This window comes from Rhodococcus sp. LMD (assembly GCF_056108245.1).
The window spans coordinates 2280462-2307374 of sequence record NZ_CM148557.1 but is presented as its reverse complement, the minus strand read 5'-3'; the positions used below and the strand labels follow the sequence as shown (position 1 = coordinate 2307374).

Annotated in this window: 27 protein-coding genes; 12 read left to right on the top strand and 15 right to left on the bottom strand. The window is 70.6% G+C overall.

The window, feature by feature from the left end:
- Positions 1-137 precede the first annotated feature (137 nt).
- Both ACWPQI_RS10815 and ACWPQI_RS10810 read right to left on the bottom strand, forming a co-directional pair.
- Entirely contained in the window at positions 138-1406 is a 1269-nt protein-coding gene (locus tag ACWPQI_RS10815) for a class I SAM-dependent RNA methyltransferase (protein ID WP_102030744.1), read from the bottom strand.
- On the bottom strand, positions 1403-3394 hold the full coding sequence (locus tag ACWPQI_RS10810) for an APC family permease (RefSeq protein ID WP_010592582.1): 1992 nt from the start codon (positions 3392-3394) through the stop codon (positions 1403-1405). The genes ACWPQI_RS10815 and ACWPQI_RS10810 overlap by 4 nt, the downstream gene beginning before the upstream one ends.
- A gap of 177 nt (positions 3395-3571) precedes the next feature.
- Here ACWPQI_RS10810 and ACWPQI_RS10805 point away from each other — a divergent pair, with 177 nt between their 5' ends.
- Both ACWPQI_RS10805 and ACWPQI_RS10800 read left to right on the top strand, forming a co-directional pair.
- Positions 3572-4237 carry a potassium channel family protein gene (locus ACWPQI_RS10805; RefSeq protein ID WP_017682082.1) on the top strand — a complete coding sequence of 222 codons (666 nt, stop codon included), beginning with the start codon at positions 3572-3574 and terminating at the stop codon, positions 4235-4237.
- A 61-nt stretch (positions 4238-4298) separates the two neighbouring features.
- The gene (locus ACWPQI_RS10800) at positions 4299-4952 is read left to right on the top strand and encodes a potassium channel family protein (RefSeq protein ID WP_010592585.1); all 654 of its coding nucleotides are present in this window, start codon (positions 4299-4301) and stop codon (positions 4950-4952) included.
- Between the two features lie 4 nt (positions 4953-4956).
- On the opposite strand, the gene ACWPQI_RS10795 is transcribed toward ACWPQI_RS10800, so the two are convergent.
- Positions 4957-5634, bottom strand: a complete 678-nt coding sequence (locus ACWPQI_RS10795; protein ID WP_017682083.1) for a DUF3159 domain-containing protein — start codon at positions 5632-5634, stop codon at positions 4957-4959.
- 70 nt (positions 5635-5704) lie between these two features.
- Positions 5705-6082: an OB-fold nucleic acid binding domain-containing protein gene (locus tag ACWPQI_RS10790; RefSeq protein ID WP_059174610.1), complete on the bottom strand. Its 378-nt coding sequence runs from the start codon at positions 6080-6082 to the stop codon at positions 5705-5707.
- 135 nt (positions 6083-6217) lie between these two features.
- Between ACWPQI_RS10790 and ACWPQI_RS10785 the strand changes: the two genes are divergently transcribed.
- A complete protein-coding gene (locus ACWPQI_RS10785; protein WP_059174609.1) occupies positions 6218-6946 on the top strand; it encodes an alpha/beta fold hydrolase in 729 nt (242 codons plus the stop codon).
- Between the two features lie 12 nt (positions 6947-6958).
- Here the strand turns inward: ACWPQI_RS10785 and ACWPQI_RS10780 are convergent, their stop codons facing one another.
- Entirely contained in the window at positions 6959-7810 is an 852-nt protein-coding gene (locus ACWPQI_RS10780; RefSeq protein ID WP_474738796.1) for a DUF3710 domain-containing protein, read from the bottom strand.
- 1 nt (position 7811) lies between these two features.
- Positions 7812-8282 carry a dUTP diphosphatase gene (gene dut, locus ACWPQI_RS10775; RefSeq protein ID WP_082061237.1) on the bottom strand — a complete coding sequence of 157 codons (471 nt, stop codon included), beginning with the start codon at positions 8280-8282 and terminating at the stop codon, positions 7812-7814.
- A 19-nt stretch (positions 8283-8301) separates the two neighbouring features.
- Between dut and ACWPQI_RS10770 the strand changes: the two genes are divergently transcribed.
- Complete coding sequence (locus tag ACWPQI_RS10770) at positions 8302-8811, top strand: DUF3093 domain-containing protein (protein ID WP_010592591.1); 510 nt, start codon at positions 8302-8304, stop codon at positions 8809-8811.
- Positions 8812-8871: 60 nt separating this feature from the next.
- Here the strand turns inward: ACWPQI_RS10770 and ACWPQI_RS10765 are convergent, their stop codons facing one another.
- Positions 8872-9174 (bottom strand): DUF4193 domain-containing protein, encoded by a 303-nt coding sequence (locus ACWPQI_RS10765; protein ID WP_003935578.1) that lies wholly within the window; start codon positions 9172-9174, stop codon positions 8872-8874.
- Positions 9175-9540: 366 nt separating this feature from the next.
- On the opposite strand from ACWPQI_RS10765, the gene cei reads away from it, so the two are divergent.
- Positions 9541-10224 (top strand): envelope integrity protein Cei, encoded by a 684-nt coding sequence (cei, locus tag ACWPQI_RS10760; RefSeq protein WP_010592592.1) that lies wholly within the window; start codon positions 9541-9543, stop codon positions 10222-10224.
- Positions 10225-10237: 13 nt separating this feature from the next.
- On the opposite strand, the gene ACWPQI_RS10755 is transcribed toward cei, so the two are convergent.
- A complete protein-coding gene (locus ACWPQI_RS10755; RefSeq protein ID WP_010592593.1) occupies positions 10238-11134 on the bottom strand; it encodes an inositol monophosphatase family protein in 897 nt (298 codons plus the stop codon).
- A 122-nt stretch (positions 11135-11256) separates the two neighbouring features.
- On the opposite strand from ACWPQI_RS10755, the gene ppgK reads away from it, so the two are divergent.
- Together ppgK and ACWPQI_RS10745 are read left to right on the top strand one after the other, a co-directional pair.
- Positions 11257-12042: a polyphosphate--glucose phosphotransferase gene (gene ppgK, locus ACWPQI_RS10750; RefSeq protein WP_010592594.1), complete on the top strand. Its 786-nt coding sequence runs from the start codon at positions 11257-11259 to the stop codon at positions 12040-12042.
- Between the two features lie 134 nt (positions 12043-12176).
- On the top strand, positions 12177-13535 hold the full coding sequence (locus ACWPQI_RS10745) for an RNA polymerase sigma factor (protein WP_010592595.1): 1359 nt from the start codon (positions 12177-12179) through the stop codon (positions 13533-13535).
- An 8-nt stretch (positions 13536-13543) separates the two neighbouring features.
- On the opposite strand, the gene ACWPQI_RS10740 is transcribed toward ACWPQI_RS10745, so the two are convergent.
- From ACWPQI_RS10740 to ACWPQI_RS10730, 3 genes are read right to left on the bottom strand one after another with little or no spacing between them, the layout of a single operon-like run.
- Positions 13544-14764, bottom strand: coding sequence for a cation:proton antiporter (locus ACWPQI_RS10740; RefSeq protein WP_010592596.1), 1221 nt, complete (start codon positions 14762-14764; stop codon positions 13544-13546).
- Positions 14765-14767: 3 nt separating this feature from the next.
- Entirely contained in the window at positions 14768-15250 is a 483-nt protein-coding gene (locus ACWPQI_RS10735; RefSeq protein ID WP_010592597.1) for a cation:proton antiporter regulatory subunit, read from the bottom strand.
- A gap of 45 nt (positions 15251-15295) precedes the next feature.
- Entirely contained in the window at positions 15296-15640 is a 345-nt protein-coding gene (locus tag ACWPQI_RS10730) for a DUF952 domain-containing protein (RefSeq protein ID WP_010592598.1), read from the bottom strand.
- 255 nt (positions 15641-15895) lie between these two features.
- Here ACWPQI_RS10730 and ACWPQI_RS10725 point away from each other — a divergent pair, with 255 nt between their 5' ends.
- Positions 15896-16090: a DUF7455 domain-containing protein gene (locus ACWPQI_RS10725; protein ID WP_010592599.1), complete on the top strand. Its 195-nt coding sequence runs from the start codon at positions 15896-15898 to the stop codon at positions 16088-16090.
- Positions 16091-16193: 103 nt separating this feature from the next.
- Here ACWPQI_RS10725 and ACWPQI_RS10720 read toward each other — a convergent pair whose 3' ends face one another.
- The gene (locus ACWPQI_RS10720; RefSeq protein ID WP_010592600.1) at positions 16194-17918 is read right to left on the bottom strand and encodes a DEAD/DEAH box helicase; all 1725 of its coding nucleotides are present in this window, start codon (positions 17916-17918) and stop codon (positions 16194-16196) included.
- Positions 17919-18171: 253 nt separating this feature from the next.
- On the opposite strand from ACWPQI_RS10720, the gene ACWPQI_RS10715 reads away from it, so the two are divergent.
- The gene (locus ACWPQI_RS10715) at positions 18172-19347 is read left to right on the top strand and encodes a YihY/virulence factor BrkB family protein (RefSeq protein WP_119699735.1); all 1176 of its coding nucleotides are present in this window, start codon (positions 18172-18174) and stop codon (positions 19345-19347) included.
- Here ACWPQI_RS10715 and ACWPQI_RS10710 read toward each other — a convergent pair.
- Positions 19320-19556: a DUF3039 domain-containing protein gene (locus ACWPQI_RS10710; protein ID WP_003935590.1), complete on the bottom strand. Its 237-nt coding sequence runs from the start codon at positions 19554-19556 to the stop codon at positions 19320-19322. The genes ACWPQI_RS10715 and ACWPQI_RS10710 overlap by 28 nt on opposite strands.
- 72 nt (positions 19557-19628) lie before the next feature.
- Here ACWPQI_RS10710 and ACWPQI_RS10705 point away from each other — a divergent pair, with 72 nt between their 5' ends.
- The 3 genes from ACWPQI_RS10705 to ACWPQI_RS10695 all read left to right on the top strand — a co-directional run bounded on the left by ACWPQI_RS10705 (position 19629) and on the right by ACWPQI_RS10695 (position 22665).
- Entirely contained in the window at positions 19629-19988 is a 360-nt protein-coding gene (locus ACWPQI_RS10705) for a DUF3099 domain-containing protein (RefSeq protein WP_003935591.1), read from the top strand.
- Positions 19989-20039: 51 nt separating this feature from the next.
- Positions 20040-21521 (top strand): DUF7782 domain-containing protein, encoded by a 1482-nt coding sequence (locus ACWPQI_RS10700; protein WP_210062821.1) that lies wholly within the window; start codon positions 20040-20042, stop codon positions 21519-21521.
- A gap of 181 nt (positions 21522-21702) precedes the next feature.
- Entirely contained in the window at positions 21703-22665 is a 963-nt protein-coding gene (locus ACWPQI_RS10695) for a sigma-70 family RNA polymerase sigma factor (RefSeq protein WP_003935593.1), read from the top strand.
- A 102-nt stretch (positions 22666-22767) separates the two neighbouring features.
- Here ACWPQI_RS10695 and ACWPQI_RS10690 read toward each other — a convergent pair whose 3' ends face one another.
- Together ACWPQI_RS10690 and ACWPQI_RS10685 are read right to left on the bottom strand one after the other, a co-directional pair.
- Positions 22768-25608, bottom strand: coding sequence for a bifunctional acetate--CoA ligase family protein/GNAT family N-acetyltransferase (locus ACWPQI_RS10690; RefSeq protein ID WP_474738795.1), 2841 nt, complete (start codon positions 25606-25608; stop codon positions 22768-22770).
- Positions 25601-26872 carry an acetoin utilization protein AcuC gene (locus ACWPQI_RS10685; protein ID WP_010592605.1) on the bottom strand — a complete coding sequence of 424 codons (1272 nt, stop codon included), beginning with the start codon at positions 26870-26872 and terminating at the stop codon, positions 25601-25603. Before ACWPQI_RS10685 ends, ACWPQI_RS10690 begins: the two co-directional genes overlap by 8 nt.
- Positions 26873-26913: the final 41 nt, after the last annotated feature.

Sequence of the window (26913 nt, the reverse complement as noted above, 5' to 3'; positions counted from 1 at the left end):
TCGATATTAATTGCTTGCAACACGCAACTATACATTTAGTTGCGTGTTGCAAGCAACCACGAAGGCGCGGGACCCTACGACGAGGGCAGCCCCGATCAGCGGGTGAACATCAGCGGGTGAACATCAGCGGGTGAACATCAGCGGGTGAACAAGGCCAGACACTCCACGTGGTGCGTCGAGGGGAACGCCGCGTAGACGCGCAGGTCGGCAAGCTCGAAGCCGTGGTCCCGGTACAGGCCGACATCGCGGCCGAAGGCCGCCGGATCGCATCCGACGTGCACGACGCGCTCCGGCCCCGCCGCCGCGACGGCCGCCACCACATCCCGCCCGGCGCCGGCCCGGGGCGGGTCGAGCACCACGACCTGCGGGGCGGGAAGCTCCGGGAGCAACTGCTCCACCCGGCCCGCATGGAACCGCACCTGTCCGAGATCCGAGAGTGCCTCGGCCCCGTCCTGCGCCGCCCGGCGGGACAGTTCCACCGCCTCGACCCGGCCGCCGGTGCCGACCTGATCGGCCAGGACGGCGGCGAACACCCCCACCCCGCCGTAGAGATCCCACGCCGTCGCGCCCGGCGACACCGCTGCCCACTCCCCCACGGTGTCCGAATAGGCCTGCGCTGCCCCGCGATGCGCCTGCCAGAAGCCGGTTGCCGCCACGTGCCATTCGCGGCCGCCGACGCGCTCGACCGCCCGCCCCGAGCCTTCGACCACCTTCTCGGCGCGGGGCGCACCGGCCGCCGCGCGGCGGGCTGCCGCTCCCCGCCGCCCCGGGCTGCGACGGCCCGTGCGGGACACGGGCGGCGGTGCGATCTCGATCACGTGCCGCGTCCCGTCCGCATCGAGGACCACCTGGACCTCGGAACCAGGTCGCCACACCCGTTCCGCCAGCCCCTCGTAGGCCCGGGCCTCGATCTGCGGGCAGGCCAGGTCGGTCTCGATCTCGTGGCTGCGGTAGCGCCGGTACCCCGCTCGGCCCGCGGCGTCGACCGCCAGGCGCACCCGGGTGCGCCACCGGGTGCCGTCGAGCGCACCACCCGGCAACTCCTCGACGAGCACGTCCCGCTCGACCCCGCCGAGACGGCGCAACTGCTCCGCGACCACCGTGGCCCCGAAGGCCCGCTGGGCCGGCACCGTCGCGTGGGACAGGTCGCAGCATCCCGATCCGCCGGGCCCGGCGATCGGGCACACCCGCTCCCTCCGGTCCGGCGAGGCCTCGAGAATGTGCACGGCGTCGGCGCGGCAGAACGAGCCGCCTCGGTCCTCCGTCACCGACGCGACGACCCGCTCGCCGGGTAGGCCGTGCCGGACGAACACGACCCGGCCCTCGTGCCGCGCGACGCAGAACCCCCCGTGCGCCGGGTTGCCCAGTGTCACCTCGAGCCGGCGTCCGGACCAGTCGACACTCATCGTTCCTCCTCGAATCCCCGCCGCACCGATCCCGGCGCGGAATCCAGACGTTCCGCGCGGGCGTGGGCGGACGAACTCAGCTGCCACGGGACGCTGGTGACCATGACACCGGGCTGGAACAACAGCCGGCTCTTCAGCCGCAGCGCGCTCTGGTTGTGCAGGATCTGCTCCCACCAGTGACCGACGACGTACTCCGGGATGAACACGGTCACCACGTCGCGCGGTGAATCCCGCCGCACCCGCCGGACGTATTCGAGGACGGGACGGGTGATCTCCCGGTACGGCGACTCGACGACCTTGAGCGGGACGGTGATGTCGCTGCGTTCCCATTCGCGCACCAGCATCCGCGTGTCGGCGTCGTCGACGTTGACCGTGACCGCTTCGAGTGTGTCCGGACGGGTCGCCCGCGCGTACGCCAGCGCTCGCAGGGTCGGCATGTGCAACTTGGACACCAGCACGATCGAATGGGTGCGACTGGGCAACACCCCGTCCCATTCGGTGTTCTCCAGTTCCTCGGCCACGCTGTCGTAGTGACGGTGGATGGCCTTCATCACGCCGAAGATCGCGACCATCGCCACGATCGCGATCCACGCGCCCGCCGCGAACTTCGTCACCAGCACGATCACCAGCACGGACGCGGTCATGGCCAGGCCGATCGTGTTGACGATCCGCGACCGCTGCATGCGTCTGCGCTGCTCGGGATCGGTCTCGGACGCCAGATGCCTCGTCCAGTGCCGGATCATGCCGGTCTGACTGAGGGTGAACGAGACGAACACACCGACGATGTAGAGCTGGATCAGCTTCGTGACCTCCGCGTCGAAGGCCCACACGAACACGATGGCCACGCCCGAGAGGAACAGGATGCCGTTGCTGAAGGCCAGCCGGTCGCCGCGGGTGTGCAGCTGCCGGGGCAGGTAGCGGTCCTGCGCCAACACCGAGGCCAGCACCGGGAAGCCGTTGAACGCCGTGTTGGCGGCCAGCACCAGGATCAACGCCGTCACGACGGTGATCAGCACGAAGCCGAGCGGGAAGCCCTCGAACACCGCGTGCGCCAACTGTGCGACGAGCGTCTTCTGCTGGTAGTCGTCCGGCGCGCCGCGCAGCTGGGTCTCGGGATGCTCGGCGATGACCACACCCACCTTGTTCGCGAGCAGGATCATGCCGAGAAGCAGCACGATCGCGATCCCACCGAGCATGAGCAGGGTCGTGGCAGCGTTCCGGGACTTCGGCTTGCGGAACGCGGGCACCCCGTTGCTGATGGCCTCGACCCCGGTCAGGGCCGCACACCCGGACGAGAACGCGCGGGCGATGAGGAACACGAACGCGATCGCCGTCAGACCGGACTGCTCGGCGACCAACTCGAAGCCGGCCGACTCGGCCCGGACGTCCTCGCCGAACACGAAGATGCGCACCAGCCCCCAGCCCAACATCACGAGCATGCCGATCATGAAGGCGTAGGTGGGAATCGCGAAGGCCGTGCCGGCCTCGCGGAGGCCACGCAGATTGATCGCGGTCAGCACGACGATCGCGGCGACCGCGAAGAGCACCTTGTGCTGCGCCACGAACGGGACCGCCGAGCCGATGTTCGCCGCAGCCGAGGAGATCGAGACGGCGACGGTGAGCACGTAGTCGACCATCAGGGCGCTGCCGACGGTCAGGCCGGCGGTCGGGCCCAGATTCTTGGTCGCCACCTCGTAGTCTCCGCCCCCCGACGGATAGGCGTGCACGTTCTGCCGGTAGCTCGCGACGACGACCGCGAGGACGAGCGCCACCGCGACGCCGATCCACGGGGTGAACACATACGCCGACAGACCCGCGACCGACAGGACGAGGAAGATCTCCTCCGGGGCGTACGCCACCGACGACAGCGCGTCGGATGCGAACACCGGCAGGGCGATTCGCTTGGGCAGCAACGTGTGACCGAGCGTGTCGCTGCGAAACGGCCTACCCAACAACAACCGCTTCGTGGCGGTCGAGAGCTTGGACACTCGCAAAGCCTAAGCCGTCCCGCCGGCCACCCGCCGGGCGCCCGGGGTCGTGTCCGAAATGCACCGCTGCCGGGGCACCTTCGCCGGGCACTGCACACCGGTCCTGCGCGAGCGGTACGGTTCGGTTCTGCGCGTCGCGACCGGGCGACACGGCAAGCAAGAGAATCGGAGCGAACGGTGTACGTGGTGGTCATGGGTTGCGGCCGGGTGGGTTCCTCCCTGGCTGCGGCGCTCGTCCGGCTGGGCAACGAGGTGGCCGTCATCGATCGCGACCCGAGCGCGTTCCTTCGGCTCGGCCCGGACTTCCCGGGACACACGATCGTGGGGATGGGCTTCGATCGGGACGTGCTGGTGCGGTCCGGCATCGAGCGGGCCGACGCGTTCGCCGCGGTCTCGTCCGGGGACAATTCGAACATCATCTCGGCCCGGGTGGCCCGGGAGACCTTCGGTGTCGAGCGCGTCGTCGCCCGCATCTACGATGCCAAGCGCGCCGCGGTGTACGAGCGCCTCGGGATCCCGACCGTCGCCACGGTGCCGTGGACGACCGACCGGTTCCTGCACAACCTCACCCACGAGAGCCAGACCGCCAAGTGGCGGGATCCGACGGGCACCGTCGCCGTCGCCGAGGTCTCGGTGCACGAGGACTGGATCGGCCGCAACGTCACCGACTTCGAGGCGGCGACCCATTCGCGGGTCGCGTTCGTCATCCGCTTCGGCACCGGGGTCCTACCCGACCGGAAGACGGTGCTGCAGGCCGACGACCAGGTCTACATCGCGGCCGTCTCGGGCACCGTCGCCGAGGCGATCGCCCTCGCCGAACAGCCCCCCGCGGCCGACGACTGACCGTCCGGTGCCAGCAGGCGCAGCCGAACACACGACCCGGACATCACCGAGAGGATCGCCGATGAAGGTGGCCATTGCGGGGGCGGGAGCCGTCGGGCGCTCCATCGCGCGCGAACTGATCCGCAACCACCACGACGTCATGCTGCTCGAGCGCAAGCTCGAGCACGTCGAGCCCGACTCCGTGCCCGATGCCAAGTGGGTGCACGCCGACGCCTGCGAGCTGAGCCTGCTCGAGGCCGCACAACTCGAGCAGTACGACGTGGTGATCGCCGCGACCGGCGACGACAAGGCGAACCTGGTGCTGAGCCTGCTTGCCACCACCGAGTTCGGGGTCGCGCGGGTCGTCGCGCGCGTCAACGACCCGCGCAACGAGTGGCTGTTCGACGAGTCGTGGGGGGTCGACGTCGCCGTCTCCACGCCGCGCATGCTGGCGTCGCTGGTCGAGGAGGCCGTCTCGGTCGGCGATCTGGTCCGGCTGATGACACTGCGCAAGGGCGCGAACCTGGTCGAGATCACCCTGCCGGACACCACCGCGCTGGCCGGGAAACCGGTGCGCAAACTGCAACTGCCCCGGGACGCGGCCCTGGTGACGATCCTGCGCGGGGGCCGCGTCATCGTCCCGCAGCCCGACGACCCGCTCGAAGGCGGCGATGAACTGCTGTTCGTCGCCGCGGACGAGGTGGAACAGGAACTGCGGGGAGCGCTCGGGCTCTAGCGGATCAGCGGACGTCCTGGTCGGGGCCGTCGGCGGCCCGGCCCGGCCCGGTCTCGATCGGCTCGTCGACCGTCTCGGGCGCCGGTTCGACGACCCGATCAGCGCGGCGCACGGCCCACAACGTGACCAGCAACGCCACCGCAGTCAGCGGCCATCCCATGCCGATGCGGGCCACGGCGAGCCAGCCGGTCCGGTCGGCGTCGTACAGCTCGTGTTGCACGAGGTAGCGGGCCGCGAACACGAGCGCCCACGCCGCCGTCGCGATGTCGTAGGCGCGCACGGCGACACGGTGCCGCCGCCAGGACGATCCCTGCCCGTTGAGCATGCCCCAGATCACGCCGACCAGGGGTCGCCGCACCAGGACGGACAGGACGAAGCCGGCGGCGTACAGCAGACTGGTGTAGATGCCGAAGAGGAAGTATCCCTTGGCGTCGCCGGTGCGATAGGCGATGAACGCGCACACACCCACACCGAGGAACCCTGAGACGGCGGGTTGGACGGGAGTGCGCTGGACGAGCCGCCACACGAGCACGGCGGTGGCCGCGGCGAGGGCGGCCCAGATCGCGGCGGTCAGACCCCAGATGCTGTTGACCGGAACGAACACCAGCACGGGCACGGTCGACGAGACCAACCCGCTGAGTCCACCGAGTTGTTCCAGAACCGTCTGCTGCTTCTCGCTCACTCCTACGAGGGTGCCACAGCTCAGCTCAGGGGCGGGTGGCGCCGGGTACGGGCGCGGGGCGACGACCGGGTCAGGCCCGCTCGCGCAGTTCGTAATACGGGTTGTAGAGGACCTTCGCGCCGTCGCGTTCGCCGACGCGGCCGCGCACGAGCAGCGTCTTGCCCGGCTCGATGCCCGGGATGCGGCGACGTCCGATCCACACGAGCTTGACGGCTTCGGTGCCGTCGAACAGTTCCGCCTCGACGGCGGCGCTGGCGGCCTTCGGGCACGCCTCGACGCTGCGGAGGCGGCCGAACATGGTCACTTCCTCCCCGCGCGCACAGTCGCAAGCACGGCGGGCCCCGGTCGCCTGGGAGGTTTCGGCGATCTCCTCGGCGTCGAGCTGTTCGAGATCTTCCGTGAGCCGACGGGTGAGTCGGCGGAAATAACCGGCTGCGGCGGTTGCCATAGCGTGCTCCTGGAACGGGCGCGGCACGGGTCGCGGGCCGCGCATGGGGCTTTCCTGAGGGCCACTGTAGACCCATCGGGACAGGGCAACCACTCCGGTTCCCACCTGCGCCGACGGGTCCGGCAGGATCTGGGCATGCCCTCCGTGAACAGCTCCCCCGAACGCCACGCGACCAGGGCTGTCGTCGCCGTGATCCTGCCCGGAACAGGCTCCGACGCGCACTTCGCCGAGCGTGCGTTCGCGGGTCCGCTCGCCGCCGCCGGAGTACGCACCGTCGCGGTCGACCCGGATCCGGCACGCGTGGTCGGCAGCTACGTCGATGCCCTCGACCGGGCCGCGGCGGAGGGGCCGGTGCTGGTGGGCGGCGTATCGCTCGGGGCCGCGGTCGCACTGCGATGGGCGGCCGAGAATCCCGGACGCACCGTCGGCGTGCTGGCTGCGCTGCCGGCGTGGACGGGCTCACCGGACGCCGCACCGGCGGCGGCGAGCGCCCGATGGACCGCCGGGGAGCTACGCACCCACGGGCTGGCTGCGGTGACCGCCGCGATGGTGGCGTCCAGCCCCGCGTGGCTCGGGACGGAACTGGCCCGCTCCTGGCGGTCGCAGTGGCCGGGCCTGCCGGCGGCGCTCGACGAGGCATCCCGATACCGGGCCCTGGACCTGCACGAGCTGCAGGCCGTGGAGGTGCCGGTCGGCATCGCCGCCGCCGTGGACGACGCGGTCCATCCCCTCGCGGTCGCGCAGGAATGGTGTGCCCACCTGACGCGGGCCGCGCTGGGCACCGTCACCCTCGCCGAGATCGGCGCCGACCCGTCCGTACTGGGAACGACCTGCCTGAAGGCGCTGCGGCGCGTCCGGGGCTGACGGATCGGACCGTCAGAAACCGAGCTGCTGCATCGCCGAGCCCGACTCGCCGTGCCGCGGGCGCGTCTGTGGTGCCGGCTGCTGAGGCGGTGCCGGCTGCTGAGGTGCCGGCTGCTGAGGTCCCGGCTGCTGAGGTCCCGGCTGCTGAGGTCCCGGCTGCTGAGGTCCCGGCTGCTGGGGCGTCGGCTGCGCTGCCTGCTGCGCGGCTGCGTGCTGCTGCTGCTGTGCGGCGGCGGCTAGTTGCTCGGCAAGAGCCTTCGGCAGCACCACCGGCAACGGCGTGCGCACCGGGTGCGGATCCTGGCCGCGACGCACGACGGTTTCGGCGACGATGCTGCGTGCGGTCTCCACCAGCGGCGAATCACCCGTCACCGAACCGGCCGGCCCGGCGACCACGCAGCGGATCATCCACCGGTAACCGTCGACCCCCAGAAAGCGCAGATCCGCGTTCGGGGTGCTGCCCTGCAGTTCCCGGCCCCACGGTCCGCTCTCGATGCTGACCGTCGCATTGTCGCGGCGCAGCGATTCGGCCAGCTCGGCAGCCACCTCCCGCCACTGCCCCGGAGACTTCGGCGCCGCGTACGCGGAGACGGTGATCCGTCCGTGCTGGGTCACCAGATGCACGGCCTGGGGTTGACCGTTCGGCGCCATCTCCACCTGGATCTGCCCACCCGGCGGCAGCGGCACGAGGACCGACCCGAGGTCGAGCCGGCCGCCGACCGCGTCCTCGCCGATGTCGTCGATGTCGTAGGGACCGCCCTGCGGCACCGGTGTCTCGTCTTCCCCGGGCATGGGCGCGAACTCAGCCTCGTCCGCGAGTCCGGGTGCTTCGGCGTCCCGGTTCTTCCGGCGTCGTCCGAACATGTCAGGAACCTTCCTTCACCAGACCTGCGTGCCCACCGCTCGATCCGTATCCTCCGGCGCCTCGGCTGGTGTCGTCGAGAGAGTCGACCTCGACGAAGTCGACGAGTTCCACCTTCTGCACGAGCAGTTGGGCGATGCGGTCGCCACGACGCAGCTCGACCGCGCGGTCGGGATCGTGGTTGATCAGGCACACCTTGATCTCGCCGCGGTAGCCCGCATCCACCGTCCCGGGGGTATTGACCACCGAGAGCCCGAACTTCGCGGCCAGGCCGGAACGCGGATGGATCAGACCCACCGTGCCGACGGGCAGGGCCACCGCGATGCCGGTCCCCACCAGCGCTCGCCGCCCGGGCTCGAGGGTCACGTCCACCGTGGTGCACAAGTCCACGCCGGCGTCGCCGGTGTGTGCGCGGGCGGGCACAGGAATCCCCGGGTCCAGACGGAGCAGAGGGACGGCTGGAAGATCGGTCACGTGCACCGAGACTACTCTGATGGACGTGTCTCGAACCTCTCGACCCGACGCGGATGCGCAGCAGACGACCGACGTGCCGGTCTACTCCGAACGGATGTGGGTGCCGCTGTGGTGGTGGCCCCTCGGCCTGGGCGTGGCCGCGCTGCTGGCCGCGGAACTGCACATGGGGGCGCCCGGTCTGCAAGCCTGGCTGCCGTACGTGCTGCTGCTGCCGTTCCCTGTCTGGGCGCTCGTGTGGCTGTCCCGTCTGCGGTTGGAGGTGACGGGCGGGGAACTGATCGTCGGCCGGGCGCACCTGCCGCTCGAGGTGATCTCCCGCGCTGTCGTGGTGCCGGCGTCGGCGAAGAGCGCCGCCCTGGGCCGCCAGCTCGACCCGGCGGCATACGTCCAGCACCGCCCGTGGATCGGGACGATGGTGCTCGTCGTGCTGGACGACCCGGACGACCCCACCCCGTACTGGCTGATCAGCACCAGGCGGCCCGCGGAGCTGCAGGCCGCCCTGGGATGCGCCGACCACTCCGGACACTGAACCGGGCGCGGCCGGTCAGCGCGATCGTCCGGGACTCAGGCTGCACAGTCCCGCCGGGACTCAGGCTGCACAGTCCCGGCAGATCATCACGCCGTTCTCGTCGCTGGCGAGCCGACTGCGGTGGTGTACCAGGAAGCAGCTCGAGCAGGTGAACTCGTCGGCCTGCTTGGGCACCACCCGGACCGACAGCTCCTCGCCGGACAGATCGGCGCCGGGCAGCTCGAAGGACTCCGCGGTATCCGACTCGTCGACGTCCACGACGGCGGACTGCGCCTCGTTGCGTCGCGCCTTCAGTTCTTCGAGTGAATCCTCCGACACCTCGTCGGTTTCGGTTCGCCTCGGTGCGTCGTAGTCAGTCGCCATTTCCTCTACCTCTAGTCCTCGTGCAGGTGCCCGGCCGGAGGACACTGTTCATGTCCTTCGGCGGGGGCAACGCCCGACCGTCTCCGGAAGTTCCCGCCGACCGTGTCCGGGTCCCGGACACGACCCGGGCCTCCCGCTGTCGAAAGCCCGATCATCGAATCTTCGACGACCTGGGCCGCCGAACAATAGCGGAAGTACCCACAGAAGCCGTAACCGATACACGCGATCCGGGGAAATGTCGGTCAATTGTCACCAACACCACAGCAACTCGAGACATTCCACCGTTCGCCCGCCTTCGCGGACCCCCCCGGGATGCCCTCTACAGTGGTCGCACACACCCCTTGGAGATGCGAGAGGCAGGGCGCCGTGGTTTCCCTGATCACCGAAGGCCGGGCGCGTGACGAACGCGGCCGGCCGTTCCCCCGCCGCCGCGTCGTGCCGGCCGCGGCACTGTTCGCGATTCTGGCTACGGTCGGGATCGTGGTGTGGGCATCGGTGTTCGCCGGTTCCGACCCGGTATCCCGGACCGTGGCATGCAACGCCCCGCCGACCGTGCCGTCGGAGCCCGGAGGACCGCAACCGGCCCCCCTCGGCGAGGTGGTCGACCGGTCCGTCCTGCTCGACGTCGAGCCCGCTCCCCTGGCGGCGACGCGGGTGCGGGTGTTCAACGCCAACGGTGAACGTGGCCAGGCGACCCATGTGGCCACCCAGCTGGCCGAGTACGGCTTCGCGAGCGCACCGGACGTCCAGGCGGGCAACGACCCCGTCTACGTCGACCAGAACATGCAGTGCCACGGTCAGATCAGGTTCGGGGCGGCCGGAGCCGCAGCTGCCAGCACGGTGTGGCTGGTCGCACCGTGCGCCGAACTCGTCCGCGACGACCGTGCCGACGACACCGTCGACCTCGCCCTGGGCACCTACTCCAAGGAGATCGCGCCCAACGCCGATGCCGAGGAGGTGCTGCAGTCGCTGCGGGAGGCGCCGGTGGGTGCGGCCGCCGCGCCGCTGGACATCGACCTGCTGGCGGCGGCCCGCGACGCCCGCTGCTGAGCGCCGCGGACCGTCAGGCCGGGATCGGAGCGTCGGCGCCGAACGTGGCGAGCAGGTCCGCGAGCTGTGCTGCGACGCCGGGTGCAGCGGCGACGGTGATCTCGCCGACGTCGCCGCCACCGGTCGGTAGCCGCACCCAGGCGCCCGCCTCCGCGGCGATCAGCGCACCGGCGGCCCAGTCCCACGGTTGCAGCCCGTGTTCGTAGTGGGCATCGACCCGGCCCGAAGCCACCATGCACAGGTCCAGGGCGGCCGCGCCGATCCGGCGGATGTCCCGCACTCTCGGCAGCAGCTCCGCCACCAGAAGGCCCTGTCGTTCGCGCCGGTGCGGCGCGTAGGAGAAGCCGGTCGCGACGAGTGCGTGGGCGATGTCCCCGACCGGGTTGCAGCGCAGACGCGTCACCGATCCCCCGGCGTCGGTGCGGGTGGCCCCCTCTCCGCGCGCGGCCGAGTAGACATCTCCGGCGGCGACATCGACCACCGCTCCCGCCACGGATCTTCCACCGACCTGGGCTGCTATCGAGACCGCGTACGCGGGGATGCCGTACACGAAGTTCACCGTGCCGTCGATGGGGTCGACAACCCATCGGACACCGGTCGACCCGGCATCGGCGCCGCCCTCCTCTCCGAGGATCGCGTCGCCCGGCCGCGACCGGGTCAGCAGGCGCCGGATGAGGTCCTCGGTCTCGGTGTCCGCCATCGTCACCGGATCGGTGTCGGTGCTCTTCGATCGCACCGCGCCGGCCGTGCGAGCACCCGGGTCGGCGGCCGGGAACAGCTCGGGCCGCCGGGCGCGCACGTGGGCGGCGGCCGCCACCGCGACGTCCACGGCGATCTCCCGCAGCCGGGCCGGGTCCGTGGTGGCGTCGCGGGAAAGGGTGCAAGGGTGGGGATCCGGGGTGTCGGGCACCCGAGTATCCGAACACACTGCGCGGTACGGCACCACCCGCGTTGCCGCCGCGTTCGCATTAGGGTGACGTCACGACAGCGGTTGCCCGCGGTGACTGTTCCGGTGACGAGAGGGAGCGCGAGATGACGCAGACGACCCAGCCGGCCATGCCGGATCCGGACCTTCTGGGATTCGGTGTCGACGTCGGGGGCAGCGGCATCAAGGGCGGGGTCGTCGACATGTCCACGGGTGTTCTGGTGGGTGAGCGCATCAAGATCCTGACTCCCCAGCCGTCGACTCCGCAGGCGGTCGCGGACACCGTCGCCCGAATCGTGGAGCAGGCGCAGTGGACCGGACCGGTGGGGGTCACCCTGCCCAGTGTGGTGACCGGTGGGGTGGCGCGTACGGCCGCGAACATCGATCCGGCATGGATCGGCACCGACGCCCGGGCGTTGTTCGCTTCGGCTCTGGGGGATCGCCCAATCAGCGTGCTGAACGACGCGGATGCCGCCGGTCTCGCCGAGGACCGCTTCGGTGCGGCCAGGGACGCGTCGGGAGTGGTCGTCCTGCTCACCTTCGGAACAGGGATCGGCTCGGCGGTGCTGCACAACGGCGTTCTGTTGCCGAACACCGAGTTCGGGCACATGGAGGTCGACGGGATGGAAGCCGAGCACCGCGCGGCGTCGTCGGTCAAGGAGAGCAACGAGTGGTCGTACAAGCGGTGGGCCAAGGAGGTCTCGCTGGTGCTGTCGCGGTTCGAGGCCCTGCTGTGGCCCGACCTGTTCATCGCCGGCGGCGGCATCAGCCGCAAGCACGAGAAGTGGATCCCGCTGCTGACCAACCGCACGCCCGTCGTTCCGGCCGCGTTGCGCAACACCGCCGGCATCATCGGGGCCGCGTGGGCTGCGAAAACAGGCGTCCACCCCTGAGTCCTGCACATCGCGCACGACGGCGATCGTTACAATGGTGCACAGCCGGCTGCGAACCGGCCTGATCCCGACAGACCTCTCCGCCGGAACCCCTCTGGCGCGACGCCGCACTACCTCGTCACGAAAGGGCGTACGTGGCAGCCACCGACATCCACACGGCTGATTCCCCCAACGAATCGGCAGCCTCCGCGGACGCCGCGGAATCCGCGACCGGTACCGCACCCGCCACGAAGCGGCCGGCGAAGAAGGCCCCGGCCAAGAAGGCCCCGGCGAAGAAGGCGGCCGCCAAGAAGGCCCCGGCGAAGAAGGCCGCCGCCAAGAAGACGACGGCGAAGAAGGCCGCCGCCAAGAAGGCGGGCAAGCCGGCCGGCGACGAGTTCGAGGGCGAGGAAGCCGCGCTCGAGGACATCGACGTCGCCGAGGCCGAACTCGAAGGCGCCGAGGACGTGGTCGTGGAGGCGGCGGACGCCGACGACGAGCCCAGCGACAAGGACAAGGCGTCGGGCGACTTCGTCTGGGACGAAGAGGAGTCGGAGGCGCTGCGGCAGGCCCGCAAGGACGCCGAGCTGACCGCCTCCGCCGACTCGGTGCGCGCCTACCTCAAGCAGATCGGCAAGGTTGCCCTGCTCAACGCCGAGGAGGAGGTCGAGCTCGCCAAGCGCATCGAGGCCGGCCTGTACGCGACCTACCGGCTGCAGGAGTACGCCGACAAGGGCGAGAAGCTGCCGGTCGCGCAGCGCCGCGACCTGAACTGGATCTGCCGCGACGGCAACCGCGCCAAGAACCATCTGCTCGAGGCCAACCTGCGACTCGTCGTCTCACTCGCCAAGCGCTACACCGGCCGGGGGATGGCCTTCCTGGATCTCATCCAGGAGGGCAATCTCGGTCTGATCCGCGCGGTGGAGAAGTTCGACTACACCAAGGGTTACAAGTTCTCCACGTACGCCACCTGGTGGATCCGGCAGGCCATCACCCGCGCCATGGCGGATCAGGCCCGCACCATCCGCATCCCGGTGCACATGGTCGAGGTGATCAACAAGCTCGGCCGCATCCAGCGTGAGCTCCTCCAGGACCTCGGGCGCGAGCCCACTCCGGAGGAACTGGCCAAGGAGATGGACATCACGCCGGAGAAGGTACTGGAGATCCAGCAGTACGCCCGGGAGCCGATCTCGCTCGACCAGACCATCGGCGACGAGGGCGACAGCCAGCTCGGCGACTTCATCGAGGACAGCGAGGCCGTGGTGGCGGTGGACGCGGTGTCGTTCACGCTGCTGCAGGATCAGCTGCAGTCGGTACTCGAGACACTGTCCGAACGTGAGGCCGGGGTGGTCCGGCTGCGGTTCGGCCTGACCGACGGTCAGCCGCGGACCCTCGACGAGATCGGGCAGGTCTACGGGGTCACCCGCGAGCGGATCCGGCAGATCGAGTCGAAGACCATGTCGAAGCTGCGGCACCCGTCGCGGTCGCAGGTGCTGCGCGACTACCTCGACTGAGGATCCACCTAGAACTCCTCCGCTTCACGGCGATCGGCCGTCGGCTCCGCAGCCGGCGGCCGTTCGCGTAGCCGGGGTACCACGGCGCGGGTCGCCGGCTCGACGAACCGCGCCGCCACGGGGCCGAGCACCGCCGTGATGAGCACGTACGCCGAAGCGAGGGCTGCGAGCTCGGCGTCCACGTGACCCGAGGTGACGGCGAGTCCGGCGATGACGATGGAGAACTCACCGCGGGCGATGAGGGCGGCGCCCGCGCGAGCGCGGCCCATGGTGGCGATGCCGTGCTGTCGCGCCGCCCACCAGCCGGTGGCGACCTTCGTCAGCGCCGTGACGACGGCGAGCAGCGCCGCCCACCCCAGTACCGGAGGAATGGCGGTCGGATCGGTGTTGAGGCCGAAGAACACGAAGAAGATCGCCGCGAAGAGATCCCGCAGCGGCTCGAGGACGCGGGCCGCGTTGTGGGCGGTCGAGCCGGAGATCGCGATGCCGAGCAGAAACGCGCCGACCGCCGCCGAGACCTGCATCGCCGAGCTGACACCGGCGACCAGCAGCGCGGCGCCGAGAAGCTTGAGCAGCAGCGTCTCGCTGTCCGGGCTGTCGAGCACCGCGGAGACGTAACGCCCGTATCGCAGCACCAGCACGAGCACGACCGTGACCAGCCCCAGCGCGATCGCGACGGCCTCGAGCCCACCGATCAGGCTGACCCCTGCGAGCACCGCGGTCAGGATCGGCAGGTACACCGCCATCGCGAGGTCCTCGAAGACGAGGATCGACAGCACCACGGGAGTCTCCCGGTTACCCAGACGACCGAGGTCGGTCAGGGTCTTGGCGATGATGCCCGAGGACGAGATGTAGGTGATGCCACCGAGGACGAACGCCCCCGTCGCGCCCCACCCGAGCAGCAGCGCGATCACCACTCCCGGCGCGGCGTTGAGTACGAGATCGAGCAGGCCTGCCGCGCGGGACCGTTTGAGCCCGGTGACGAGTTCGGAGGCCGTGTACTCCAGGCCGAGGAGCAGCAGCAGCAGGACCACGCCGATCTCACTGGCAACGTGACTGAACTCGCTGATGTCACCCAGCTGGATGAACCCACCGGTGCCGAACGCGAGACCGCCGAGGAGGTAGAACGGGATCGGCGACATGGCGAAGCGCGCGGCGAGGCGTCCGAGCACGCCGAGGGCGAAGAACACCGCCCCCAGTTCGATCAGGGCGAGCGTGGTCGAATTCATCGGTCAGCCGTTGCGCAGGATCCTGGCCGCGGCGTCCAGGCCGTCGGCCGTGCCGACGGCGACGAGGATGTCTCCCCCGGTGAGTACGAAGTCCGGCCCCGGCGAGGGCGTCACCTGCCCGGCGCGCATCACCGCGACGACGGACACACCCGTGCGGGTACGCATCGCCGTGTCCCCGAGCACTGCCCCGTCGAAACGGGAGCTGTCGTGGATGTGCAGCTGCCGGGTGATGATCCCGGGCAGTTCCCGGTGGTCCTCCTGGAGCTGGGCGACGAGTTGCGGCGCGCCGAGCAGGTTGCTCAGGGTGGCGGCCTCCTCGACGGTCAGCGGCAGGGAGGCCGCACAGGCATCGGGATCGTCCGCCTTCGAGACGATGAGGTCCGAATGGCCGTCCCGATGCGTGATGACCCCGATCCGCCGACCCGACGCCAGCTCGAAGTCCTTGCGCACGCCGATTCCGGGAAGCGGCGTCACTTCGACGTTCATGCCGCCAGAGTAGGACTCACAGTCCACCCGGGTGACGGCGCACCCTCAGGGATCCCCGAAAAGTCCGTTTCCCCCGGGGCGATAGTCCACCACCGCGGTGACCGCAGCGACCGGCAGCGGGCCGTAGAGGTGCGGAAACGTCATCCCCTCCGGATCGTCCGGGAGGCCCGGCTCCCATCGCACTTCGTCCGCGAGCCGCGCCGGGTCGAGATGCAGCAGCACCAGGTCCGTGCGGCCGGCGAACAACCGGTTCGCCGGCAGGTGCACCTGTTCCGGGGTCGACAGGTGCACGAACCCGTGCGTGGCGAGCGAGTCGGGGGCAAGCTCTCCTTGGCGCTGCGCCCGCTCCCAGTCGGCTCGCGCGCAGATGTGTACCAGCCGATTCGTCACCGCAGCCTCTCCCGGTGGCCGTTCCGGGCCCGCGACACCGCCGAGGGCTCTGCGCTGTGAGCGAACACCCGCAGCCCCGAAACCGCACGTCGTGGGCGTTCGGGGGGGTCGGGGGTGAAACTCGACACGATTTTCGGAGGATTGGAACAACGCGTGAACGGGAATCGTCTGACACAGTAGTTCCACCGCGCCGGCCCGGTGCGGCGGACCAGACCCCAGGCAACCGACGACAGTGGTGGCCAGTTTGGAGGAGTCATGCCCGGAACGTTGACCAGCCCGAAGTTGACCGCCGCAGACCGCTGCGATCGGTGCAGTGCAGCCGCTCGCGTCCGTGCCGTCCTTGCCACCGGTGGCGAGCTGCTCTTCTGCGGCCACCACGCCAAGGAGCACACCGACCGGCTGCGTGAACTCGGCGCCACGATCGAGTCCGACGCCGAAGCCGCCGTCTGATCCACCGTTCCGGAGCCGGACGACTCCGAGACCCGAGCCGAAACGGGCGACCACCGCGGGTGGTCGCCCGTTTCGCCGTTTCGGGGGTGCGTCGGCAGTGGGTTCACCACTGGCGCAGCAGCGCGATGCGGTCGCCGAGTTGCTCGGCCGTGGCGATCGCGGTCGGCGGACCCCCGCACTGCCGTCGCAACTCCCCGTGGATGACCCCGTGCGGCTTACCGGTCCGGTGGTGGTGCATCGCGACGAGCGAGTTCAGTTCCTTGCGCAGCCGGGCCAGCGAGTCGGCGGTCGCCACCCGCTCGGCCACCTGCGGCGGCGGAGCGGGTGCGGGGACCGGCGTCGGCTTGTCCAGCTGCTCCTGCTGCCGGCGACGCAGCAGCGCCCGCATCTGTTCGGCGTCGAGCAGCCCGGGCAGACCCAGGTAGTCGGCCTCTTCCTCGCTGCCGGAGAACGTCGCCGTGCCGAACGAGGAGCCGTCGTAGATCACCTGGTCGAGTTCGGCCTCCGCGCCGAGCGCGGTGAACGCCTTCTCCTCCTCGCCCGGTTCGTCCTTGGTCCGGTTGGCGTCGGCGAGCAGGTCGTCGTCGAAGCCCTCCTTCACGCGGTGCGGCTTACCGAGCACGTGGTCCCGCTGCGCCTCGAGCTGGCTGGCCAGGTCGAGAAGCACCGGCACGGACGGCAGGAACACGCTCGCGGTCTCGCCCTTGCGTCGCGACCGCACGAAACGGCCGATGGCCTGGGCGAAGAACAGCGGCGTCGAGGCGCTGGTGGCGTACACGCCCACCGCGAGCCGAGGGACGTCGACGCCTTCGGACACCATGCGCACCGCCACCATCCAGCGCTGCGTGCTCGCGTCGAACTCCGAGATGCGCCGCGACGCGGTCGGGTCGTCGGACAGGACGAGGGCGGGCGTCTCACCGGTGAGCTGCTCGAGGATCTTGGCGTACGCGCGGGCCACCGTCTGGTCGCTGGCGATGACCAGTCCGCCCGCATCGGGCATCCCGCCCTGGCGCAGTTGCTCGAGCCGCGTGTTGGCGGCGGTGAGGACGGCCGGGATCCAGTCGCCGGCCGGATCGAGAGCGGTCCGCCACGCGCGTGCGGTCTGCTCGGCGCTGAGCGGCTCACCGAGTCGTGCCGAGTACTCCTCCCCCGCGTTGTTGCGCCATCGGGCTTCGCCGGAGTAGGCGAGGAAGACCACCGGACGCACGACACCGTCCGCGAGGGCGTCGGCGTAGCCGTACGCATGGTCGGCCCTGGACTGCATGAAGCCGTCGGTGTTCGGTTCGTATGTCACGAACGGGATGGCGCTGTCGTCGCTGCGGAACGGGGTACCGGTCAGGGCGAGCCGGCGGGTGGCGTCGCCGAACGCCTCCCGGATTCCCTCACCCCAGCTCTTGGCGTCGCCGCCGTGGTGGATCTCGTCGAGGATCACCAGGGTGCGGCGGGCCTCGGTGCGGACGCGGTGTTTGAACGGGTGCGAGGCCACCTGCGCGTAGGTCACCACGACGCCGTGGAAGTCGCTCGACGTCTGACCGGTGGAGTTGGTGAAGTTCGAGTCCAGGGCGATGCCGGAGCGCGCGGCCGAAGCGGCCCACTGGTGCTTGAGGTGCTCGGTGGGGGCGACGACCGTCACCTGGTCGACGGTGCGGTCGCGCAGCAGTTCGCCCGCGACTCGAAGCGCGAACGTGGTCTTACCGGCGCCGGGGGTCGCGACGGCGAGAAAGTCCCGCGGGCTCGTCGCGAGGTACTTCGTCAGGGCTCGGCGCTGCCAGGCGCGCAGCTGTCCGGCCGGGGCGGAGGGCGCTGTTCCGACGGTCTCGGTGCTCACCGGCTACTCGTGCTCCTTCTCCGGTCGTGCGGGTGGTCTCGCTCTGCGGCCCGCCGTCGGGCGGACGGACACCGCCGTGCGGTCGCCGGACGGACGACGGCCGTCGAGCAGCCTATCCCGGTCCGCCGGCCCCGCCCGCATCCGAGCCGCCGGCCGTGACGCGGGCGACAGGAGACGATCATGTCAGAATTCGCGGTGTCGTCGGCCCGCCGCCGCGCACTGCGGCGTGTCGTCAGGAATGCTGGAAGTACCCATGAGCGACACACCTCCTCCGGCCGGATCGACCGCCGCACCGCGCCCGCGGCGGCGGCCGGTGCATCGCGGGCTGCAGGTGCTCGCCCGGACGGCGGTCAAGGCATGGGACGACTCCATCTTCAGCAAGGCCGCGGCGGCCGCCTTCTGGCAGACGCTGTCGCTGCCCCCGCTGCTGCTGGGGCTGCTGGGCAGTCTCGGCTACGTCGCCGGGTGGTTCGGACCCGATACGGTGGAGATCATCCAGTCCAAGATCGTGACGTTCTCCCGCACCATGTTCAGCGAGAACGTGGTCGACGACATCATCGGGCCCACGGTGCAGGACGTGCTGCTGCGGGGCCGCGCCGACGTGATGTCCCTCGGATTCCTGCTGTCGCTGTGGGCGGGTTCGTCGGCGATCTCCACGTTCGTCGACTCCATCGACGAGGCACACGACCAGCACGACCACCGTCATCCCGTCTGGCAGCGGTTCTTCGCCCTGCTGCTGTACGTGGTGTTCCTCGTCCTGGCGGTGTTCACGCTGCCGCTCGTCGCGCTCGGGCCGACCATGATCGGACGGGCACTGCCGGAGGCGTGGTACGACGTCGGGTCCCAGTTGCTGGACACCTTCTACTACCCCGGGGTGGGCCTGCTGCTGCTCGTGGGCCTGACGACGCTGTACAAGGTGGCGTTGCCGAGGTCCCTGCCGTGGCACCGCCTGCTGGGTGGTGCGATCCTGGCGGGCACGTTCTTCATGGCATCGAGCGCGGCGCTGCGCTGGTACCTGCGATGGGTCTCCGGGACCGGATACACCTACGGAGCGCTCGCCACCCCGATCGCGTTCCTGCTGTTCACCTTCTTCCTCGGCTTCGCCGTCGTGCTGGGCGCCGAGTTCAACGCGACGGTGCAGGAGTTCTGGCCGGCGCGCGAGACCCGCATCGAACAGATGCGCCGGTGGCTCGCCGAGCGGGCGGCCGCAGCGCCCGCACCGGCCGCGGTGACCGGCCTGACCCGGCGGCTGGGGACGGCACCGATCCCGATCCGGCTACCGGACATCATGCGGCCGGGGCAGCGGGAACCCGAGTCGTGCCCCGTGGACGCGCCGCACCCACGCGCAGCGGAGGGCATCGTCGGCGAACCCGCGCCGGCGGCCCCGGACGAGACGGTCGATCAGTCGCCCTTGCGCAGACCCTCGTAGACCTTCTTGCATTCCGGGCACACCGGTGACCCCGGCTTCGGGGAGCGCGTCACCGGGAAGACTTCGCCGCACAGCGCGACGACATGGGTACCCATGACCGCACTCTCGGCGATCTTGTCCTTCTTGACGTAGTGGAAGAACTTGGGAGTGTCGTCGTCGGTGGTTTCGTCGGTGGTGGTATCCGGCCGTTCCTTGATGTCGGTGCTCACCGTTACATGATGCCGCACCCCGGGTGCGGATGTGTATGTGCATTCCGTGGACGCGAGTGGGACAGTAGAAGGATGTCGAGAACTCCGGGTTTCCATGGGGACTACGACGACGGGTCACCCGAGAAACCGGTTCTGATCACCGAGGCGGCGTCGTCGCTGGAGGAGCAGCACCGAGCGAGGGTCCGCAAGTACCTGACGCTCATGTCCTTCCGCATCCCCGCCATGATCCTCGCTGCGCTCGCGTACGCGGCGTTCGCCAATCCGTGGCTCTCGGTGGGCATCCTCGCTCTGTCGGTCCCCCTTCCCTGGGTGGCGGTGCTCATCGCCAACGATCGCCCACCGCGGTCGAAGGACGAGCCCAGCCGTTGGGACGGCCGCGCCGACGACACCACGGCGCTCGAGGGCCCACAGCCGCGCATCATCGAGGGCTGACCCGGTTCCCCGGCCCGGGGCGCGGCACCAGGGTGCTGCCACAATGCGTGGATGGACCGCGACCTGCTGCTTTCGATCTGTCCCGCGCTGCGCACGGCACTCACTCGCGCACGGTTCGACACCGACACGATGCTCGAGCTGCTCGGTCCCGACGCGCACGCCGCGCTGGGACGCGGCGAACCCGTGCCGGTGCGACGGGCCGCGGCGGGCGGCGGTGATCTCGGCACCCTCGTGCGCCTGTTCCTCGTGTGCGACACGCTTCCCGCCGACGAGGTGGGCGACGCGCTCGCACCACTCGACGTGGCGACGGCGATCGCGTCCGGGCTGCTCGAACGCGACGGCGATGGTGTGCGCGCAGCGCTGGATCTGCGACCGCTCGACGCCGGCACCGGGACGCGCTGGATGCTGTCGGACCTCGACGGGGCGATGCGTCCCCGGCGCGCCCGCGAGGATCATGTGCTCGGCGTCGGACACGCGTCGCTGTCGCTGCTGCAGGCCATGCCCACCGATCCGGTCGGCTCGGTGCTGGACCTGGGCACCGGCTGCGGCGTGCAGGCCGTACGCGCGACCGATTTCGCCGACACTGTCACCGCCACCGACGTCAATGCCCGGGCACTGGTTCTGGCCGCCGCCACGGCCGCGCTCAACGAGGTCGAGATCGAACTGCTCGAGGGGTCGTGGTTCGAGCCGGTGGCCGGCCGTCGCTTCGACCGGATCGTCGCGAACCCGCCGTTCGTGGTGAGTACGGGACGGGTCGAGCACACCTACCGGGACTCGGGCCTGGACCTCGACGGCGCGAGCGAACTGATGATCTCGCGCGCCGCCGAGCACCTGAACCCGGGCGGGACCGCGGCGATACTGGCTTCGTGGGTGCACCTCGAAGGCGAGGACTGGCGCCGCCGGATCGCGTCCTGGCTGCCCGCCCACGGCGTCGACGCGTGGATCGTGCAGCGCGACGTCGCCGACCCCGCCCTCTACGTGGGCACGTGGCTGCGCGACGGCGACGCCGACCCGCGGGATCCGGCGGTGGCGGCACGCGCCGAGGCCTGGCTCGACCACTTCGCGCGGCACCGGGTCGAGGGCATCGGCTTCGGATTCGTCTACCTGCGGCGCACCGACGCGCCGAGCGACGTCCTCGCCGAGGACCTGCGGCACGGCTTCACGGACCCGCTCGGGGCGGAGGCCGTCGCGTACTTCGACCGGCTGGCCTGGCTGCGTGACCACGACGTCCTGGAGGCGCGGTTCGTCGTCCGGCCCGACACCGCCCTCGAACGGGTGTACCTCCCCGGGGAGGACGGCTGGCGGCAGGTGGTGACGCGCGTGCACCGCGGCGGGGGCCCGAACTGGCAGCACGAGGTGGACGAGCCGGCGGCAGCGCTGCTGGCGGGGATGCGGGCCGACGGCCTGCCGCTGGCGGACCTGGTTGCGCTGCTCGCCGTCGCGCACGGCGAGGACGAACAGGCGCTGACCGAACGGGCGGTGGCTCTGGTACAGGCGCTCGTGCGGCACGGGCTCGTCGAGCCGGTCCGGTAGGGCGTTCCGGGCGGGCCGAAAGTTACCGGCCGGTTCCCCCGGTGGTGTGTTCTCAGCAACTTCTCAGGACCTCCGTGCCGTTTGCGCAGGTCAGAGCAGTTCCGGCAATGGAACCTCGGGAACTTTCCCAGGGGCCTGGCGCGTTGAACGCTTCGAGACACCACCGATGAGGAGGCACGTCATGGCACGCCCCGATACCACCGCCCGCGTCGATTCCGACCTCGACAGCCAGAGCCCGGCCGCAGACCTGGTCCGCGTCTATCTGAACGGGATCGGCCGCACGGCCCTGCTGAGCGCTGCGGACGAGGTGGAACTGGCCAAGCGGATCGAGGCCGGCCTGTACGCCCAGCACCTGCTGGAGACCAAGAAGCGGCTCACCGCAGCGAAGAAGCGCGACCTCGCGATCCTGGTGCGCGACGGACAGGCCGCTCGCAGCCATCTGCTCGAGGCGAACCTGCGTCTGGTCGTGTCCCTGGCCAAGCGTTACACCGGCCGTGGCATGCCGCTGCTGGACCTGATCCAGGAGGGCAACCTCGGACTGATCCGCGCCATGGAGAAGTTCGACTACGCCAAGGGCTTCAAGTTCTCGACCTACGCCACCTGGTGGATCCGTCAGGCCATCACCCGCGGTATGGCCGACCAGAGCCGCACGATCCGGCTCCCCGTCCATCTCGTCGAGCAGGTCAACAAGCTGGCCCGGATCAAGCGGGAACTGCACCAGCAGCTCGGCCGGGAGGCCACCGACGACGAACTGTCCGCGGAGTCCGGCATCCCGGTCGAGAAGATCGGTGACCTGCTGGACCACAGCCGCGACCCGGTGAGCCTGGACATGCCGGTCGGCAACGACGAGGAGGCCCCGCTCGGCGACTTCATCGAGGATGCCGAGGCAACGTCCGCGGAGAACGCGGTGATCGCCGGGCTGTTGCACAGCGACGTGCGCAGCGTCCTGGCCACCCTGGACGAGCGCGAGCAGCAGGTGATCCGTCTGCGTTACGGCCTCGACGACGGCCAGCCGCGCACCCTCGACCAGATCGGCAAGCTCTTCGGCCTCTCCCGTGAGCGAGTCCGCCAGATCGAACGCGAGGTGATGGGCAAGCTCCGCGAGGGCGACCGCGCCGAACGTCTGCGCGCCTACGCCAGCTGACCGGGCAGTCGGCCGGACGATCCCCGAGAACCGGGCTGGGTTCTCGGGGATCTTTGTCTCTGTGGCCGGTCCAGCGCAACCGGCGGGGCCGCCGTGGTCCGTCTAACGCAGCCGGCGCGGGCCGAGGTCGAGTGGGTGCGGCTCGGGACCGATCCGCAGGTGCGCGTCGGTGAGCTCGGCGCCGGTGGGGGACGCGAGGACCGGTTCGCACGCGATCTCCCGTACCTCCGGTAGGTCGTCGGCAAGGGCGGAGATGCGCTGGACCAGGTCGACGAGTGCCGCCTTGCTGACCGGTTCGGTGTTGCGGTAGCCGGACAGCAGTGGCGCCGCCTTGGGGGCGTCGATCAGCTCGACGGCCTCGTCCTCGGTGACCGGCAGGACCCGGAAGGCGCGGTCGCCGAGCAGGTCGGAGATGACTCCGGCCAGACCGAACGAGATCAGCGACCCGAACGACGGGTCGTCCTGGACCTGCACGACGCATCCGATGCCCTTGGTGGCCATCTTCTGCACGTGCAGCAACGGCTCCCCCGAGACCGCGGCGAGGTCTCGGTACGCGATCCGCACCGCCTCGGGTCCGAGCAGATCCAGCCGCACACCGCTCAGGTCCGGCCGGTGCCGCCAGTGGGCGCCGGTGGCCTTCACCGCGACGGGAAACCCGATCTCCTCCGCGGCGGCGACGGCTTCCTCGGCAGTGGTCACCGCCCGGAACTCCGCGATGTGCACGCCGTAGCACGCGAGCAGGAGTGCGGCCTCGGTGTCCGAGAGCCAGCGCCCCTCCGGCGACGTCGCGAGCCACCCCTCGACGAGGGTGCGGGCCTTCTCTGCGTCGATGCCCGCCGGGCGGACGACCTGGGAGGCGGGACGGCTGCGCCACTTGGCATACCGCCATGCCCGGGCCAGCGCGAGGGCCGCCCGCTCGGGACCCGGATACGAGGGCACCGAACCTCGGGTGGGGTGACCGTCGGGTCCGCGCACCGCGAGGACGTCGGGCAGGCCCTCGGTGGCGAGGAACGTCGTGAGCACCGGCTTGTCGGTGCCGGCAACGGCGTCGCGCAGGGCCTGCGCGTACGGCTCGACCGTCACGGCGACCGGCGGTACGAACACTGCGATCACCGCGTCGACATCGGTGGATTCGAGTGCGTGGGTGACGGCCGCCGCGAACTGCTGTGGGGACGCCGCGGCCCCCAGATCGACGGGTTCGCCGACGTGCAGGCTCTCACTCCGGGCGGCGTCGACGGCGAGCACACCCAGCGCCGTGGAGTTGCCCACCACCGCGACGCGCGGGCCGGCCGGCAGCGGCTGATAGCCGAACAACAGGGCCGAATCGAACAACTGGGAGATCGAACCCACCTGCACGACCCCGGCCTGCTCGAACAGGTCCCGCACGATGGTGTCGTCCATTTCCCCCGTCCGGGCGGCCAGGACGGGGGGCACGGCGTGCCGACCGCTCTTGACGGCGACGATCGGCTTGCTGCGAGCCACGCGCCGGGCGATGCGCGAGAACTTGCGCGGATTGCCGAAGCTCTCGAGGTACAGCAGCACCACCTCGGTGGCCGGATCGGTGTCCCAGTACTGCAGCAGGTCGTTGCCCGACAGGTCGGCGCGGTTGCCGGCGGAGACGAACGAGGACAGGCCGACGCCGGTCTTGGCGGCCTCGTCGAGGATCGCGATGCCCAGCGCGCCGGACTGGCAGAAGAAGCCGACGTTGCCGGCCGCGGGCAGCACGGGCGCGAGGGTGGCGTTGAGACGGACCTCGGGGTCGTTGTTGGCGACACCGAGGGCGTTCGGACCGATCAGCCGCATGCCGTGTGCCCGTGCCGCGTGCGCGAGGCGGCGTTCCGCGGCCCGGCCTTCCGGTCCGGTCTCGCCGAAGCCGGACGACACGACGAGCAGCGCCTTGACGCCCTTGGCGAGGCAGTCGTCGAGCACCGCGTCGATGGCCTCGGCCGGGACCGCCGCGATCGCGAGGTCGATGTCGTCGGGGATGTCGCGGACGGTCGGATAGGCCCGCACGCCGCGCACCGAGCGGTGCTCGGCGTTGACCGGATAGACCGGGCCGGTGAAGCCGCTGCGCAGCATGTTGACCAGGACCGCGTTACCGACCTTGCGACTGTCGGTGGACGCGCCGATGACGGCGGCGCTGCCCGGGCTGAGCAGGTTGCGGACGCTCCGCGCCTCGGCGGCCCGTTCGCGGGCATTGCGTACCGACACCAGCGCCTCGGTGGGGTCGATGGCGAATTCGAGCCGCACCACGCCGCCCTCGAAACTACGGCTGACCTGGTATCCGGCCTCGCGGAACACCGTGACCATGTTGCGGTTCTCGGCGAGTACCTCCGCGACGAAGGTGTGGATGCCGTTCTCGGCGGCGGCGCCTGCCAGGTGCTCGAGCAGGATGGGGCCGAGACCGCGGCCCTGATGCGCGTCGGCGACGGTGAAGGCGACCTCGGCGGACAGGCCGTCGCCCTCGGGCAGTCCCTCGTAGCGGCCGACCGCGATGATCTCCCCGCCGAGCAGGGCCACGAAGGCGACCCGGCGGTGGTGGTCGACCACGGTGAAGTTGAACAGGTCCCGTTTCGACATCGTCGGGTAGGGACCGAAGTAGCGAAGGTAGCGGGTGCGCTCCGAGAGTTTGCTGTGGAAATCCACGAGCAGGTCCGCGTCCTCGGGGACGATGGGCCGCAGGTGCACGGCCTTCCCGTCGGAGGCCAGGACGTCCGCCACCCAGTGCTTGGGGTAGTTCCGCGCGACGGCGAGTGCCCGCTCCCGGGCGGCGTCCTTCTCCGCCTGGGCGCGCGCTGCGGCGTCGGCCTGCGTGCCGGCGGGTGCGTCGCCGTCGGGCGTCTGTCCCGCGGGGCCGTGAGGCGTGCCCTCGGATGCTGTGCCCTCGGATGCTGTGCCCTCGGATGCTGTGCTCTCGGATGCTGTGCTCTCGGATTCAGTCACGCGGGTCCTCCGGGTCCAGGCCGAGCAGCGGGAAGCAGGCCCGACGGGTGGCGACGATGGCCGAGTCGACTCGGCTGAGGGCACGATCGAACGAGGCGACGCCGGTCTCGGGGGTGCCGCCGGGACCGTCCCACGGCAGATACGCCACGTCGCCGCCCTCCCCCATCACGGTCGGCAGATCGACCCCCGGTGCCATCGCAGCGACCCGCTCCCGCCATTCGCCGGGAATCGGCGTAGCGGGGTCGATCTCGCGGTCGAGCACGGCGGCGATCAGGTGGGTCCACGATCGCGGTACCACCCGCACCAGCCCGTAGCCACCCCCTCCGACGGCGAGCCACCGACCCTCGCAGTGCCGGTCCGCGAGCTCACGCATCGCCAGGTACGCCGCGCGTTGACCGTCGACGGTCAACGAGAGGTCGGCCAGCGGATCCTCCCGGTGGCTGTCGGCACCGCACTGGCTGATGATGATCTGCGGCCGGAACGCGGCGACCGCCGCGGGGACGACGGCGTGGAACGCGCGCAGCCACAGGGCGTCGACGGTGCCGGGCAGGACCGGCAGGTTGACCGCGGTGCCCTCGGCGGCACCGGTACCGATCTCGCTGGACCAGCCGGTGTTCGGCCACAGCGTCGCGGGGTGCTGGTGGACGGAGACGGTGAGCACCCGGGGATCGCCGAGGAACGCGTGCTGCACTCCGTCGCCGTGGTGGGCGTCGACATCGAGGTAGGCGATCCGGTCGAAGCCGTTGTCGAGGAGCCACGAGATCGCGATGGCGGCGTCGTTGTAGACGCAGAATCCGGCGGCCCAGTCGGCCATCGCGTGGTGCATCCCGCCGCCGATGCTCACCGCCCGCCGGGTGCGGCCGGCCGCGATCTCGCGCGCGGCCGCGAGGGTGCCGCCCGCGAGGACGGCGCTCGCCTCGTGCATGCGCGGGAAGATCGGGTTGTCCTCGGTGCCGAGACCGTGCGGGGCCTCCGGTCCGGCGGTCGAGCCGGGAGGCAGGTTGCCGGCGTGCTTGACGGCCTCGACGTAGGCGGGGGTGTGGATGCGCAGCAGATCGGCGTCGGTCGCGGCCGGCGGGCGCAGGGTCTCCACCCCCTCGAGCAGGCCGAGACCCCGGGACAACGCCATCGTGAGATCGAGCCGGGTGGGGTTCATCGGGTGGGACGGACCCCACCGGTAGTCGAGGTAGTCCGGACTCCACACCACCACTCGGTCGCCGCTCGGATGTGTCGGATCGCCCGTCGCGGCGGAGGTCGTGGTCATGGCCACAAAGCTACTGCGCCGCTCCGGGTGACGCGAGTGCC